The sequence below is a fragment of the Kitasatospora paranensis genome (genome assembly GCF_039544005.1).
Taxonomy (GTDB): domain Bacteria; phylum Actinomycetota; class Actinomycetes; order Streptomycetales; family Streptomycetaceae; genus Kitasatospora; species Kitasatospora paranensis.
Genome location: NZ_BAABKV010000001.1, coordinates 3,594,123 through 3,609,315 on the forward strand (window position 1 = coordinate 3,594,123; position 15,193 = coordinate 3,609,315).

Here is a 15,193-nt window from a genome sequence, read left to right on the forward strand (position 1 = left end):
GAGAAGGAATGGCTGACACGATGAGCAGCGGAGACAACACCGGCGAGCGCAACCCGTTCGCGCCGCCGCCGGAGGATGCCCCCGACCAGCCGTGGCGGCCGCGCACCCCCGGCCCCCGTCCAGGAGGGCGACGAGGACACGGGCGAGGCCGGCGGCGACGACCGCCCGGCCGTCCCCCGCCGCACCCGTGGAGCCCCGGCTACCGCGGCGGCTGGTCGACCCCGCCGCAGGCGCCGCCGCCGCCGCGCTACGACCCCACCGACCCCGTCCAGCGACACGCCCGGTACGCGCTGAACGCCGGCCTGCTCGCGCTGTTCTGCACCCTGCTCGGCGTGCTGTACGTGGCCCTGCTGCTGGGCGCCCTCGCCGCGTACTGGGGTGCGGGAGCGCTCCGCGGCCACCGTGCGGGCAACGGCCCCGCGCAGCCCGGGCTGGCCGAGGGCGCGGCCCCGGCCGTCCGGCCGACCGCCCTCGGCGCGGCCCCGATCGGCGGCGCACCGGCCGCCCGGCCGCACGCGCCCGCCGCCCTGGCCGGGCTCTTCACCGGCGTGGTCGCGGTGCTGTTCACGCTCAGCCTGTTCGGGCTCCAGCTCGCCTACCAGCCGTACGTGACCTGCGTGAACGACGCCCTCACCGCCGAGGCCTCGCAGAGCTGCAGCGACCTCGCCCCGCCGCTGATCGTCAAGCTCACCAACCCCTCCGCGGGCTGAGCCCCGGCCCGGTCCCACCCGCACCCGGCGCGGCGCCGGCCGACGCGGTACTGCGTCAGGCCTGCTGCCCGCGGCCGGCCGACGGGCGCGCGGGCAGCACGGCGGCGAGGCGCCCGACCACCGCGTGCAGGGCCCGCCGGGCGCGGGCGGCGGACCGGCACAGCAGCCCGGCCGCCGTCCGGGCCCACCGCAGGCGGGCGGGCCCGGCCTGCTCGGCCGGGGCGGGGGTCGCCGTCCCGGGGTGCGCAACCTCGGGGTACGCCATCTCCGGGTGCACCCTCTCCGGGTGCGGCGGGGCGGGGAGGTACCACCGCCGGCGGCCGGCCGCCTTCCAGGTGGGCGCGGGCGCGCCGCGCAGCAGCCACCAGCGGACCAACAGGACCCCGGGCAGGCCGACGGCGGCCGACCAGGCCGCCGCCGCCACCCCGGCCTGCCAGGGGACGGGCCCGAGGCCGGCCATCCGTCCGGCGGCCAGCGATCCCCCGGCGAGCCAGGCAGCCGCGGCCGCCGCGGCGCCGGTCAGGAAGGCGGTGGCGACGGCCGCCGCCATGGCGGTCCCCGCACGCCAGGGGTCCGCCGCCGCCGGGTCCTGGCGGTCGACCGGAGCACCGCCGCGCCGCACTCGCGCGGCGGCCCGGCCGAGCAGCAGGGCCTGGGCGGCCGCGGCGAGCAGCGGCAGCAGGCCGACCCCCAGCCGCCAGGACGGGCCGCCGGCCTCCGGACCGACCGCCGGGACGAGGGCGAACAGCGGGAAGTCCGGCAGCAGGCCGAGCCGGCCGCCCAGCGGCGACGCCAGCGCGTCCGTACCGAGCGCGAAGCCCGGGCCGAGGGCATAGCCGGCCGCCCACAGCACGGCGTTCGGCAGCAGCAGCGTGCAGGCGAGGAGCAGGCCGAGCAGCCCGGCCGCGCCGTCGGCGAGGGCGGCGGCCGAGGTGCCCGCGTCCCCCACCACGATCGCGGCGACCAGCAGCAGGCCGCCGCTCGCGACCAGGCCGAGCAGGCCGGCCGAGACCGCCGCGCGGACGGCGCGGCCCACACCGGCGGAACCGGACCACCGCCCCCCGCCGGGGAGGGCGAAGGCCCCGTCGCCGCGGGCGGAAGGGCGGCCGAGGCCGGGGAAGCGGTCGGTCAGGGCGGCCGGGAGCGGCAGCCGGGGCATGCCCCGGACGGAGCAGTGGCCCCAGCCGATGCCGAGCCCGGCGACCGCGGCGACCGCGATCAGGTCCGGCAGCACCCGGGCCCGCAGAACGGCCTCCGGCCCGGCGCACTCGGCCACGGCGAAGGCGCCGACCGCCAGATAGCCGACGCACAGCCCCGGCAGCGGGCGCCAGGACGGGGCACCGCACCCGGCCTCCGGCGCACCGTGGCCGGCCGCCCGGGCGCCGGCCCGGCGGAGCAGCACGAGCGTCACCGCGGTCAGCAGCAGCGGGGTGAGGGTGAACGGCTCCCCGGCCTCCCCGCGGACGAGCGGAGCGGCATGGCCGAGCAGCCAGAGCGCACACGCCAGTCGCAGCGCTCCCCGCGCGGTGACGTCGCCGTACGGCGTGAGCACCCAGAGGCCGAGGACGGGCACGGCGATCACCGCGAACGCGAGCAGCGCCGTACGGACGCCTCCGAGCACGTCGGTGAGGACCGACCGGCTGCCCACATCGTCCGGCAGGCCCAGGATCGGACGGCCCATCAGCTGCGTCATGGGCCCATGCTCCCAAGATCACCCGTTGCGCTCCGTGAAGAGGCAAACCTTCGCCGTGTCCCGGATTATTTGGTTATGTGCCTTTTTCGATGCTGCAGCCGCCGGGGCGCAGCCCGGTGACCGCACCCTCGAAGGCCGACCGCGCGGACGACGGCGCCGAGCCGTCCTCCGGGGCGGCCGACGGCGGCGCGAGGTCGGCGGCCGACGGCGGCAGCAGGCCGTCCGACCGTCCGGCTCCCTCGGCTCCCTCGGCTCCCTCGGCTCAGGCTCCCTCGCCTCAGGCCCCTTCGGCGCAGGCCCGGGCCGACGCGGCCCGGCTGCTCAGGCTGCTGACCCGGCGTGAGGCGCAGGTCCTGGCCCGTCTCGCGGCCGGGGACGACAACCGCGCGATCGGGGCCGCGCTCGGCATCTCACCCGCAACCGTCAAGACCCACCTGCAGCGCGCCATGCGCAAGCTCGGCGTCGGGACCCGTGCCGACGCGACCAGGCTGGCCGCACTGATCGGAACGGTCAGGACCGAGGGCGCCCCCGCCGACCTCGCCGCCCCGGCCTCCCCCGCCACTCCTGCGGCCCCTGGCGCTCCTGCCCCTCCTGCCCCTCCTGCCACCGCTGGCACTCCTGGCAGTCCTGGCAGTCCTGGCGGGACGTCACCGGCCGAGGAGACGCCCGCGACCGAGGAGTCGTCGGCCGCGGACGCCGGGAACGCCGCACACCAGGAACCCGCCCCTGCCGCCCCTTCTCCTCCGGTTGCCCCGTCTCCCCCTGCTGCTTCCCCTGCTGCGCCCTCGGGGGCGGCCGTGCCGGCGGTCGAGTTCGCGGCCTTCAGCGCGGCCGCCCACACCCGGCTGGTCCAGCAGACGTACCTGGTGACCGGCTCCGTCCGCCGTGCGGGCCGGAGCGTGCACCGGGCGCTCGGCTCGGCGGCGATGCGCTGGGAGGAGGTGTCGGCGCTGCCCGACCCGGAGGCGTGGGTGCGGGCCGCGGCCTTCGAGTCGGCGCTGTCGCCCTGGCACCGGGGCGGCGGCGGCCGGCGCCGTGCCACCCGTGCCGAACGGGTCGGACGGGACGGGCCGGCCGGGTCCGCGGCCGCCGACCGCGCACTGCTGGCCGCCCTGCTCCGGCTGTCCCGGGTCCGGCGCCGCGCCGTCGTCCTGCACGATGCGGTGGGACTGCCCGTGCCGGAGCTCGCCCTGGAGGTGGAGGCGAGCACGGCGGCCGCGGAGGGCCGGGTGCTGGCCGGCCGGGAGGAACTGGCCCGGGCGGTGCCCGCCCTGGTCGGGGACGATCCGCTGGCCCCCGGCTTCGGGGCGGGGCTCGGCACTCTGCTGCACGACGCCGCCGTCCGCGGCTGCCCGGCTCCGCCGGAGCCGTCGGCGGCCGGGCTGGCGAGCGCCGCGCGGCTGCGGGCGGGCGCGGCGACCGCGGCCGCCGCGCTGCTGACCGTCACGGTCGGCGGTGCGATGGTGGCCACCTTCGTGGGCGCCGACCCGGGCAGCCAGGCGCGCCCCCGGCCCGGGTGGTGGTGGCCCCGCCGCCGGAGGTCTGCTCCTCGGCCGGCACGGGCAGCTCCGGGCCGGCCGCCCCCGGCCGGACACCGGGTCTGCACAGCCCGTGGTGCAACCCCGTCGCTCCCCCGGCGGAGGCTGTGCCACCCGCGCAGACCGCGCCCGCGGACGGTTCGGAGGGGACAGCGGCCCCGTCCGACGGGGGCGACGCTGCCACCACGGAGGGGCTGCCCGCACCGCAGGAGACCGTGCCGCGGCCTCCCGCGGCATCCCGGGACACCGTGCCCCCGGACGCCGTCCCGCTCGCCGCGGCGGCGCCGCACGCGTCGGACGGGGCCGAGGTCGGCGCAGGGACCGTCGCGGGCGCCGGTGGCGGGCCCTTGCCGCTGGTCGTCCCGTGCGCCCCGGTGTGGCCGTGCCCCACGCTGTCGCCGTCGGCGCTGCCGTACCCGGTCCGGTGACCGCGACCGGCAGGGCGCGGCCGAAAACACGACGAGGGCGCCGCGGACGAAACGTCCGTGGCGCCCTCGTGCGCGCTGACTAGCGGGTGGCCGCGTAGAGCTCGCGGGCCAGGCGGGCGGTCTCGGACGGCGTCTTGCCGACCTTGACACCGGCGGCCTCCAGGGCCTCCTTCTTCGCCTGGGCGGTGCCGGAGGAGCCGGAGACGATGGCGCCGGCGTGGCCCATGGTCTTGCCCTCGGGCGCGGTGAAGCCCGCGACGTAGCCGACGACCGGCTTGGTGACGTGCTCGGCGATGAAGGCCGCGGCACGCTCCTCGGCGTCGCCACCGATCTCACCGATCATCACGATGACCTCGGTCTCCGGGTCCTCCTGGAACGCCTTGAGGGCGTCGATGTGCGTGGTGCCGATGACCGGGTCGCCACCGATGCCCACGGCCGAGGAGAAGCCCAGGTCGCGCAGCTCGTACATGAGCTGGTAGGTCAGGGTGCCCGACTTGGAGACCAGGCCGATCTTGCCGGGGCCGGTGATGTCGGCGGGGATGATGCCCGCGTTCGACTGTCCGGGGGAGATCAGGCCGGGGCAGTTCGGGCCGATGATCTGGGTCTTGCCGCCCTTGGCACCGGCGTACGCCCAGAAGGCGGCCGAGTCGTGGACCGGCACACCCTCGGTGATGACGACCGCGAGGCCGATCTCGGCGTCGATCGCCTCGACGACGGCGTCCTTGGTGAACTTCGGCGGCACGAAGATGACGGTGACATCGGCACCGGTCTTCTCGATGGCCTCGGCCACGGTGCCGAAGACGGGCACCTCGGTGCCGTCCACGTCCACGGTGGTGCCGGCCTTGCGCGGGTTCACGCCGCCGACGATCTGGGTGCCGGACGCCAGCATGCGGCGGGTGTGCTTCATGCCCTCGGAGCCGGTCATGCCCTGGACGATGACCTTGCTGTCCTTGGTAAGGAAGATAGCCATGGTGTGAGTCCCCTTCCTTACTTCGCGTTGGCCAGCTCGGCGGCGCGGTCGGCCGCACCGTCCATGGTGTCCACCTGCTGAACCAGCGGGTGGTTGGCGTCGGTCAGGATCTTGCGACCCAGCTCGGCGTTGTTGCCGTCCAGACGGACGACGAGCGGCTTGGTGACGGCCTCGCCCTTCTCCTCGAGGAGGGCCAGGGCCTGCACGATGCCGTTGGCGACCGCGTCACAGGCGGTGATGCCGCCGAAGACGTTGACGAAGACCGACTTGACGTCGGTGTCGCCCAGGATGATCTCCAGGCCGTTCGCCATGACCTCGGCGGAGGCGCCGCCACCGATGTCGAGGAAGTTGGCCGGCTTCACGCCGCCGTGGTTCTCACCGGCGTAGGCGACCACGTCGAGGGTGCTCATGACGAGACCCGCGCCGTTGCCGATGATGCCGACCTCGCCGTCGAGCTTGACGTAGTTGAGGCCCTTGGCCTTGGCCGCGGCCTCCAGCGGGTTCGCGGCGGCCTTGTCCTCGAGCGCCTCGTGCTCCGGCTGGCGGAACTCGGCGTTCTCGTCCAGGGAGACCTTGCCGTCGAGCGCGATGATCTTGCCCTCGCCGGACTTGATCAGCGGGTTGACCTCGACGAGGAGGGCGTCCTCGGCGATGAAGACCTTCCAGAGCTTCTGGAGGACCTCGGTGACCTGGTCCGCGACCTCGGCCGGGAACTTGGCGGCGGCGACGATCTCCGCGGCCTTCTCGGGGGTGCAGCCCTCGTTGGCGTCGACCGGGATCTTCGCGAGCGCGTCCGGGTTCTCCTCGGCCACGACCTCGATCTCGACACCGCCCTCGACGCTGGCCATCGCCAGGAAGGTGCGGTTCGTACGGTCCAGCAGGAACGAGACGTAGTACTCGTCCTTGATGTCCGCGGTCTGGGCCAGCATCACCTTGTGGACGGTGTGACCCTTGATGTCCATGCCGAGGATCGCCTCGGCCTTGGCGACGGCGTCCGCCGGGTCGGCGGCGAGCTTCACGCCACCGGCCTTGCCTCGGCCACCGACCTTCACCTGAGCCTTGACGACGGCGCGGCCGCCGAAGCGCTCCGCGATCTCGCGGGCGGCCTCGGGGGTCTCGATGACATCGCCGTCAAGCACGGGTACCCCGTGCTTGGCGAAGAGGTCCCTCGCCTGGTACTCGAACAGGTCCACGTGTGTTCGTCCTTGTTCGTGGTCGCGGATTGTGTCTCTTCGAGCGTGCCACGGCAGGATCTTCGCTGCGGATTTCGTCGGGAGCTGCACGGGTACGCAGAGCGTCGGCCTTGCGGCCCACGCAGCCCCGGGCGCATCGTCAATCAACACGCGCGTCACGTCCGTCTGGCAGGTTATCCCCGTACGACGGGCGTGTTTCGCCCGGGACGGTGTCCGGTTTGGTGAGAACCGTCACAACGGGTGTACGGGAGCGTGCCGCACCAGCGCCTCACCGTCCGCGGGCCCCGGCGGTGAGGCGCACCGACCGCCCACCCGTTCGAGTGAATGCGGTCGGCGGACGGCGCCCGTGCCCGGCCCGGGCGCGGCGGAGCGCTGCGAGGCACGGCCCGGGCCCCGTGCGCCGCCGGTGGCCGTGCTCAGCCGGTGGCCGGCACCGGGAGCGGACGCTTCTCGATCGCGGCCGCCATGATCTCCGGGAAGGCGTCCGGGGTGCACGCGAAGGCCGGTGCACCGAGTGCGGCCAGCGCCGCGGCATGCGCGTGGTCGTACGCCGGGGCGCCCTCGTCGGAGAGCGCGAGCAGCGCGATGAACTGCACCCCGGCGGCCTTCATCGCCGCCACCCGCTTGAGCATCTCGTTCCGGATGCCGCCCTCGTAGAGGTCGCTGATCAGTACCACGATCGTCTCGGCGGGGCGGGTGATCCGGGACTGACAGTAGGCGAGCGCGCGGTTGATGTCGGTGCCGCCGCCCAGCTGGGTGGCGAACAGCACGTCCACCGGGTCGGTCAGCTGCTCGGTGAGGTCGACGACCGAGGTGTCGAAGACCACCAGCCGGGTGTCCAGGCTGCGCATCGAGGCCAGCACCGCGCCGAACACCGCCGAGTGCACGACCGAGGGCGCCATCGAACCCGACTGGTCGATGCAGAGGATGACGTCCTTCTTGACCGCCCGCTGGGCCCGCGCGTAGCCGATCAGGCGCTCCGGAACGATCGTGCCGCGGCCCTCCGGGCCCGCCTCGGGGAGGTGGTTCTTGAGGTTCGCGCGGATCGTCCGGCCCCAGTCGATGTCCCGGTGGCGGGGCCGCTCGACCCGCGCGGAACGGTCCAGCGCGCCGCCCAGGGTGGCCCGGGTGCGGTCGGCGAGCCGGCGCTCCAGGTCGGCGACCACCCTGCCGACCACCGCACGGGCCGTCTCCCGGGTGGTCTCGGGCAGCGCGTGCTTGAGCGAGAGCAGGGTGCCGACGAGGTGGATGTCCGGCTCGACGGCCTCCAGCATCTCCGGCTCCAGCAGCAGTCGGTCCAGCCCGAGCCGGGTGATCGCGTCCTGCTGCATCAGCTGGACGACGGTGGTCGGGAAGTACGTGCGGATGTCGCCCAGCCAGCGGGCCACCTGCGGCGCGGAACCCCCAGCCCGGCGCTGCGCGCCCCGGCCCGGCCGCCCTCCCCGTCGGCGCCGCGGTAGAGGGCGCCGAGCGCGCCGTCCATCGCGGCATCCCGGCCGGCGAGGCGGCAGCCGGTGCCGTCCGACTCGCCGCCGAGCACCAGGCGCCAGCGGCGCAGCCGCTCGGCGGCCGGGTCGAGCGGAGCGTGGGTCGCGGTCATGGATGCTCCTCGGTGGCGGAACGGGCGGGTGGGGTGCGGGGCGGGGGCGGCGCGGGGCCCGTCAGCCGGCGCGGCGGCGGTCGGGCTGGCGCGGGATCAGCGGCCGGTCCGGGGCCGGTGCGTGGGCGGGCAGGCCGAGCAGCAGGGCCAGCACCGGCAGGGCGGCGTCGGCCCGTGCCTCGTCGAGGGCGGCCGGCTCGGCGTCGGCCGGGTGGCCCGCCGCGCGGAGCGGCCCGGCGGCGGCGCGCTCGCCGATGGTGCGGCGCACCCCCGCCTCCAGGGCCGAGAAGGTGCGCCGCAGCACCGGGAGCAGGTCGACCAGGGTGTCGCCGGGCACGCCGACCAGCCAGTCGTCGAGAAGTCCGAGCAGCCGGGCGTCGTGGAGGAGCAGCGCACCGCCCCCGGCCAGGAAGCCCTCGATCCAGCCGGCCGCGTCGGCGGGCGCGCCGGCCCTGGAGAGCACCAGGCCCATCCGGCGGCCCGCCTCGTCCGAGTCGAGCCGGCCGTCGTCGAGCAGCAGCCGGACGGCGCGGCCGCGCAGCAGGCCGGGCGCGCCGGTGGCGGGGCCGGCGGAGGGTTCGCGGGCGGCGAGCGCGTGCAGGGCGCCGGCCCAGCGGTCGGCGGGCGTGTCCGGTGTGTCCTGCGTGTCCTGCGTGTCCTGCGTGGCGCCGGAGGGTGTGTCGTCCTGCGGGGCGCCCCCGGCCGGGCGCGGCGACAGCAGGGCGACGGCGGTGTGCACGGCGTCCAGGTGGGCGCGCATGGCGGCGGCGCCGTCGGTGTCCAGGCCGGTGCACGCGGGCGGCAGACCGACGCTGATCCGTTCGGCGAGGCCCCGTGCGACGCCCTCCAGGGCACTGCCGTCGGTGGCCCGGACATCGCCGTACCGCAGGGCCCGGACGAGGGCGGGCAGCGCGGCGGCCAGGTGGGCGACATCGGTGTCGAGGGCGGCCCGGTCGGCGAGCACCCGCATGACGGCCGGCAGGGCGGTGGTGAGGCCGGCCAGCAGGCACTGCTCGACCAGCGTGGTGAGGTCGGCGAGCTCGGCGGCACCGGCCGCCAGGTCGGCGGCGCGGGCGCAGGCGGCGTCCTGGACGGTGGTGCCCCAGTGCGCGGCCTCCACGACCCGGACGGCGAACTCCGGCTCCCAGCGCAGCCGCCAGGCCTCCCGGAAGGTGCCGGTGGAGTGGACGGCCGGGCGGGAGGGCGCGCCCCAGTCGATGCCGAGCATCCGCAGCCGGTGCAGCAGCCGGGACCGGGAGACGTCGAGCTCCTTGCGGAGATCCAGCACGAGGTCGCGCTCGGCGGCCTCGGGCTTGAGCCGCAGGCTGCGCTGGAGGCGGGCGAGGTCGCGCTGGAGCGGGACGGCCGGGGCGTCCTCGGGCACCTCGCCGAGGGCGTCACCGACGACGAGCCGTTCGTGGACGAGCGCGAGGGCGACGTCGGAGCCGTCGCACATCACCGAGCGGACGGCGTCCATGCTCTCGCCGAGGCCCGCCAACGGTCGTCCCCGCATCGCGGCGAGCGCCTCGGCGAGCCGGACGGACTCGATGACGTGCGCCGAGGAGACCGGGTGGTCCTCGGCGCGGAGCAGGGCGGCGACGCCGGTCATCCAGCGGGCGATCGGCCGGTCGGGGCTGGTGAAGAGGTGGTGGTACCAGCCGGGCGAGTCGATACCGGCGCCGTAGCCGGTGTGCTGGGAGAGCCTGCGGTGCGTCCACGGCACCCAGGTGATCTCGGTGCGGAGCCTGGGCAGGCCGGCGAGCAGGGCCCGGTCGTGGGCGACCGTCGGCATGCTCTGCAGGGCGGGCACGTGCCAGGCGCCGCAGACCACCGCGATCCGCCGGTGACCGGCCCGGCGGGCGGCGCGGATCTGCTGGCGCATGTACGCCTCGCGGAGAACGTCGCGGCGCGAGGCGCCGCCGGTGCCCGGGGTGTCGTCCTCGCGCAGCGCGGTCATCGCCTCGGCGACGGCGGCGAACGGGGCGAGCGCGTCGGCGCCGGGGGCGCGGTGCTCGATCACGTCCTCCCACCAGCGCTCGGGGTCGTCGTGGCCGGCGGCCGCGGCGAGCGCGGCGATCGGGTCGCCGACGCTCCCGCCGCCGGGCGTCCCGTCGGAAGTGCCCCCGGCACTCCCGACGGGACGCCGGTCAGGGCGAAGGTGTGGGCGGCGGGCAGGTCGATGAAGCGGACCGGCAGGTCGTGGTCGACGGCGTGCCGGACGGCGACCCATTCGGGCGAGAACACGGCGAACGGCCAGAACGCGGCCTTCGCCGGGTCGTCGACGACGTGGGCGAGCAGCGCGACCGGCGGCTTCATCCCCTTGTCGCCGGCCAGGGCGACGATCGGGTCCGCCTCGGGCGGGCCCTCGATCAGCACGGCGTCGGGCCGCAGCTGCTCCAGGGCGGCGGCCACCGCGCGGGCGGAGCCGGGGCCGTGGTGGCGGACGCCGAGCAGGGTGACGTCAGCGCTCATGGTCGTGCACCTCGCTCTCGGGTGGTTCGGTCGGGCGGTGTCGGCGGCCGCCGTCGTGGGGCGTGTCGCGGGCCGGGTACGGCGGGCGGGTCGGGCGTGCCGGAGCCCGGCGGGTCGGGTGCGGCGAGTACCGGGCGGCTCGCCCGGTCAGCGGGTGTGCTCGCGCGCGGCGCGGTAGAAGTCCTTCCAGCCGTCGCGCTCGCGCAGCACGCCCTCCACGTACTCGTGCCAGACGGTGCGGTCGGCGGCCGGGTCGCGGACGACGGCCCCGACGATGCCCGCGGCCACGTCGGCGGCGCGCAGCATGCCGTCGCCGAAGTGGGTGGCGAGGGCGAGGCCGTTGGTGAGGACGGAGATCGCCTCGGCGGTGGACAGCGTGCCGCTGGGCGTCTTGACCTTGGTGCGGCCGTCGTCGGTGATCCCGGACCGCAGCTCGCGGAAGACCGTGACGACCCGCCGGATCTCGTCGGCGCCGGCGGGCAGCTCGGGCAGGTCGAGGGAGCGGCCGAGCTGGTTGACCCGGCGGCTGACGATGTCGACCTCCTCGTCCAGGCTCGCGGGCAGCGGCAGCACCACGGTGTTGAAGCGGCGGCGCAGCGCGGAGGAGAGTTCGTTGACGCCGCGGTCGCGGTCGTTGGCGGTGGCGATGACGTTGAAGCCGCGGACGGCCTGGGTCTCGTCGCCGAGCTCCGGGACGGGCAGCGTCTTCTCGGAGAGGATGGTGATCAGGCTGTCCTGCACGTCGGCGGGGATGCGGGTGAGCTCCTCGATCCGGGCGATCTTGCCGTCGGCCATCGCCCGCATCAGTGGGGAGGGGACGAGCGCGTCGCGGCTGGGGCCGGCGGCGAGCAGCTGGGCGTAGTTCCAGCCGTAGCGGACGGCCTCCTCCGGCGTGCCGGCGGTGCCCTGGACGAGCAGGGTGGAGTCGCCGGAGACGGCGGCCGCGAGGTGCTCGGAGACCCAGGTCTTGGCGGTGCCGGGCACACCGAGCAGGAGCAGCGCGCGGTCGGTCGCGAGGGTGGTGACCGCGACCTCGACGATCCGGCGCGGGCCGATGTACTTGGGGGTGATCACGGTGCCGTCGGGCAGCTCGCCGCCGAGCAGGTAGGTCGCGACGGCCCACGGGGACATCCGCCAGCGCTCGGGGCGCGGGCGGTCGTCCTGGGCGGCGAGGGCGGCGAGCTCGGCGGCGAAGGCGTCCTCGGCGTGGAGGCGGAGGACTTCACTCGAACGAGTGGTCGTTTCGGTGGTCATCAACAGCTCCTTGGTGCGGGCGCCGGGCATGGCTGTGGCAGGGGACGGGGCGGAGTCGGGTCGGCCGTGGCCGGCGGGGCGTGCGAGGCCAGGCGCCGCACGGCCGACGGGCTGCTCGTACGCCCTTTCGGTCGGCTGGGACAACCATGCACCGGCCCACTGACAATGACGGAGCGACCGGTGACCGGCCGTCAGTTCGACGGGGCGGGATGTCAGTGGGCCGTCCTAGCGTCCTCGGCATGGAGGAACGCTGGAGCACCGAACACGTCCTGTCGCTCGCGCCCGACCAGGCGTCGCAGAAGGCGGCCGGCAAACTGTCCACGGCCGCGCCCTGGTCCGGGACGGGCCTGGGCGGCGGCGCGCTGTGGGGCGAGTGCAAGGGCAGCGGGCGCACGCCCTACCGGGCCTGCGTCGACCTGGCCGGGCCCGCGTACAGCTGCAGCTGTCCGAGCCGGAAGTTCCCCTGCAAGCACGCCCTCGGGCTGCTCCTGCTCTGGAGCGGGGCGCGGCCGTCGCCGCGGTGGACGAGCAGCCCGACTGGGTCGCCGCGTGGCTGGCCGCGCGCCGGCAGGCCGCCGAGCAGAAGACCGTCCGGCAGCAGGCCCGCCAGGCGGCTGCCAAGGACGACCCGGCCGCCCGGCGGCGGGCCGAGCAGCGGGCCTCGCGGGTCGCCGCGGGCGCCCGCGAGCTGCGCCTGCGGCTCGCCGACCAGATTCGTCGCGGCCTGGCCGACCACGCCGCGACGGCCGCCGACTGGGCCGAGGTCGGGGCGCGGATGGTCGACGCGCAGGCGCCGGGCCTGGCCGGGCGGGCCCGCGCCCTCGCCCACGCCCCGCAGGACGGGCTGCTGGAGGAGTTCGCGATGCTGCACCTGCTGGCAGGCGCCTACGAGCGGGTCGGCGAGCTGCCCGGCCCGCTGGCCGCCACCGTCCGCACCCGGGTCGGCTTCACCACGAGCACCGAGGAGGTGCTGTCAGGCCCGACGGTGCGCGACCGCTGGCACGTGCTCGGCAGCCGCGACACCGTCGACGACCTGACCACCCGTCGGATCTGGCTGCGCGGCGCCAAGACCGGCCGGATGGCGCTGCTGCTCTCCTTCGGCCACGCCGGGGCGGCCCCGGAGCTCGCCCTGCCGACCGGCCGCGTCCTGGAGGCCGACCTGGCCTTCCACCCGGCCGCGCGGCCGCTGCGGGCGGCGCTCGGCACCGGGCGGTACGGCGGCCCGGAGGCCGCGGACGGCCCGCCGCCCGGCCTCGCCCCCGCCGAGGCGCTCGCCGGGTACGGCGAGGCCGTCGCGGACGACCCGTGGACGGAGTCCTGGCCCACCGTGCTCCGCGACGTGGTGCCCGTCCTGGGGCCGGAGGGCTGGCAGCTCACCGACGGCGTGCACGCCCTGCCGGTCCGGCGCGGGGCCGTCCCCGAGCCGGCCCTGTGGCGGCTCGCCGCCGCCTCGGCGGGCCACGGGGTGACGCTCTTCGGCGAGTGCGGGCACGCCGGCTTCGTCCCGGTCACCGCATGGGCCGCGGACGGCCGCCCGATCGGGGTCGGCCAGTGAGCGCCGCCGTCCCCCGTCCCATCCACCACCCTGCGGGAGGCAGGCCGTGACGGCACCGACCACCACCTCGACCACCACCACCCACGACGACTGGTCCGAGCTGCGGACGGCCGCCCTGCTGGGCACCGACCGCCGCCCCCTGCCCGATCCGGGCGGGCCGGCGGCGCTGCGTGCGGCCGCCGCGGCCGTCGACCGCACCGACCCGGCCGCCGCCCTGCTGGACCTCGCCGCCCTGGCCCTCGTCCGCCGCCGGGCGGGCCTGCTCCCAGCGCCCGCGCCCGTCCTGCCCGACCCGGCGGAACCGGACGGGCGGCCCGCCCTCCCGCAGGCCGCCGCCGACCGGCTGGGCTCCCTGCTGGGCGGGCGCGGGCAGGACACCGGCCTCGCCAACCTGACCGAGCTCCTCCCGCAGTGGCTCGCGACGGCCCGGGCGCACGGCTACCGGCTGCCGCCCGCGCTCGTCCCGGCGCTGCTGGACACCGCCCGCGCCCGCAGCGAACTGCGCGCCGACGCGGTGGCCCTGGCCGGCCCGCTCGGCCGCTGGCTGGCCGAGCGCAACCCGGACTGGCGGTTCGTCACCCGCACCGCCACCGCCGCCGGCATCGCGGACGACCCGGCGGCCGGCGGGGAGATCTGGCAGGAGGGCCTGTTCGCGGAGCGGGTCACCCATCTGACCCGGCTGCGCCGCAGCGACCCGGCGGCCGCGCTGGCACTGCTGCGCACCACCTGGGCGGCCGAACGCGCCGAGGACAGACTGCTGTTCCTGGACGCCCTGCAGGACGGCCTCTCGCCCGAGGACGAGCCGTTCCTGGAGGCGGCCCTGGCCGACCGCAGCAAGAACGTCCGGGCCACTGCCGCCGAGCTGCTCTCCACCCTGCCGGGCTCGGCCCTCGCGGCCCGGATGGCCGAGCGCGCCCGGGCCTGCGTGCGGCCCGGGGCGGACGGCTTCGCCGTCCGGCCGCCCGCCGAGTGCGACCAGGCGATGCAGCGCGACGGCATCCCGCTCAGATCGCCCACCGGCCGGGGGCAGCGTTCCTGGTGGCTGGGCGAGATCGTGGCGGCGGCCCCGCTCGCGCTGTGGACGCGGGAGAGCGGCCTCACCCCCGACCGGCTGCTCGTCCTGCCCGCCCGCGAGGGCGGTGAGAGCGACGGCGCCGACTGGTCCGGGGAGCTGCGCGAGGCCTGGGCGAGAGCCGCCGTACGGCAGCGCGACGAGGTCTGGGCGCGGGCCCTGCTGGGGCCGCCGCCGCGCGGCCAGGGCCCCGCCGGGGCCGCGGGTGCACCGGCCAAGCTGCTCGCCGTCCTGCCGGAGGCCGAGCGCGCCGCCTGGACGGCCGCCTTCGTCCGCGTCAACGGGCTGGGCGACGCCTTCCAACTGCTCGGTGCCTGCGCCGCGCCCTGGACGGCGCCGCTGTCGACGGCGGTCGTCGCCGCCCTGGAGCGGGCCGCGGCCTCGGGGGCGTACCCGTGGAGCCACAGCGGGGTGCTCGGGATGACCGAGCGCTCCCTCGCCCCGCAGGCGGCGGCCGCCGTCGAGGCGCTCGCCGCCGACGCCGCACCCGAGACGGCCTGGTCCGACACCTTCACTCGGCTCGCCGAGACGCTGCGGCTGCGCGCCCGGATGCTCGCCGAGCTCGTCCCGGCCGGAGCCGCCGGAACCACCGGGGCCGCCTCACCGACCGGCTGACCGGTCCGGAGCCGGCGGTTCGGCGGTCGGTGGTTCGACGGTCGGCCGGGCCCGGGCACGCGACGGGCAGATGACCGGGCACGCGACCGGGCC

At 76.8% G+C, this 15,193-nt stretch carries 7 protein-coding genes and 3 pseudogenes; 4 read left to right on the forward strand and 6 right to left on the reverse strand.

Annotated elements, in window-relative coordinates; all coding sequences use genetic code 11:
* Positions 1–20: 20 nt before the first annotated feature.
* Positions 21–710, forward strand: a complete 690-nt coding sequence (locus tag ABEB13_RS17295; protein WP_345706237.1) for a hypothetical protein — start codon at positions 21–23, stop codon at positions 708–710.
* Positions 711–765: 55 nt separating this feature from the next.
* On the opposite strand, the gene ABEB13_RS17300 is transcribed toward ABEB13_RS17295, so the two are convergent.
* Complete coding sequence (locus tag ABEB13_RS17300) at positions 766–2,403, reverse strand: cell division protein PerM (protein WP_345706238.1); 1,638 nt, start codon at positions 2,401–2,403, stop codon at positions 766–768.
* Between the two features lie 89 nt (positions 2,404–2,492).
* On the opposite strand from ABEB13_RS17300, the gene ABEB13_RS17305 reads away from it, so the two are divergent.
* A complete protein-coding gene (locus ABEB13_RS17305; RefSeq protein WP_345706239.1) occupies positions 2,493–4,448 on the forward strand; it encodes a LuxR C-terminal-related transcriptional regulator in 1,956 nt (651 codons plus the stop codon).
* Here the strand turns inward: ABEB13_RS17305 and sucD are convergent, their stop codons facing one another.
* The 5 genes and pseudogenes from sucD to ABEB13_RS17330 form a co-directional block, all read right to left on the reverse strand.
* Positions 4,449–5,339, reverse strand: coding sequence for a succinate--CoA ligase subunit alpha (gene sucD, locus ABEB13_RS17310; RefSeq protein WP_345706240.1), 891 nt, complete (start codon positions 5,337–5,339; stop codon positions 4,449–4,451).
* Between the two features lie 17 nt (positions 5,340–5,356).
* Complete coding sequence (gene sucC, locus ABEB13_RS17315) at positions 5,357–6,532, reverse strand: ADP-forming succinate--CoA ligase subunit beta (RefSeq protein ID WP_345706241.1); 1,176 nt, start codon at positions 6,530–6,532, stop codon at positions 5,357–5,359.
* A 416-nt stretch (positions 6,533–6,948) separates the two neighbouring features.
* A pseudogene (locus ABEB13_RS17320) lies at positions 6,949–8,132 on the reverse strand (VWA domain-containing protein).
* 61 nt (positions 8,133–8,193) lie between these two features.
* A pseudogene (locus ABEB13_RS17325) lies at positions 8,194–10,604 on the reverse strand (DUF5682 family protein).
* 147 nt (positions 10,605–10,751) lie between these two features.
* Complete coding sequence (locus ABEB13_RS17330) at positions 10,752–11,858, reverse strand: ATP-binding protein (RefSeq protein ID WP_345706242.1); 1,107 nt, start codon at positions 11,856–11,858, stop codon at positions 10,752–10,754.
* A 239-nt stretch (positions 11,859–12,097) separates the two neighbouring features.
* On the opposite strand from ABEB13_RS17330, the pseudogene ABEB13_RS17335 reads away from it, so the two are divergent.
* Together ABEB13_RS17335 and ABEB13_RS17340 are read left to right on the forward strand one after the other, a co-directional pair.
* Positions 12,098–13,413: pseudogene (locus ABEB13_RS17335) on the forward strand (SWIM zinc finger family protein).
* 46 nt (positions 13,414–13,459) lie between these two features.
* Positions 13,460–15,100, forward strand: coding sequence for a DUF5691 domain-containing protein (locus tag ABEB13_RS17340; protein ID WP_345706243.1), 1,641 nt, complete (start codon positions 13,460–13,462; stop codon positions 15,098–15,100).
* Positions 15,101–15,193: the final 93 nt, after the last annotated feature.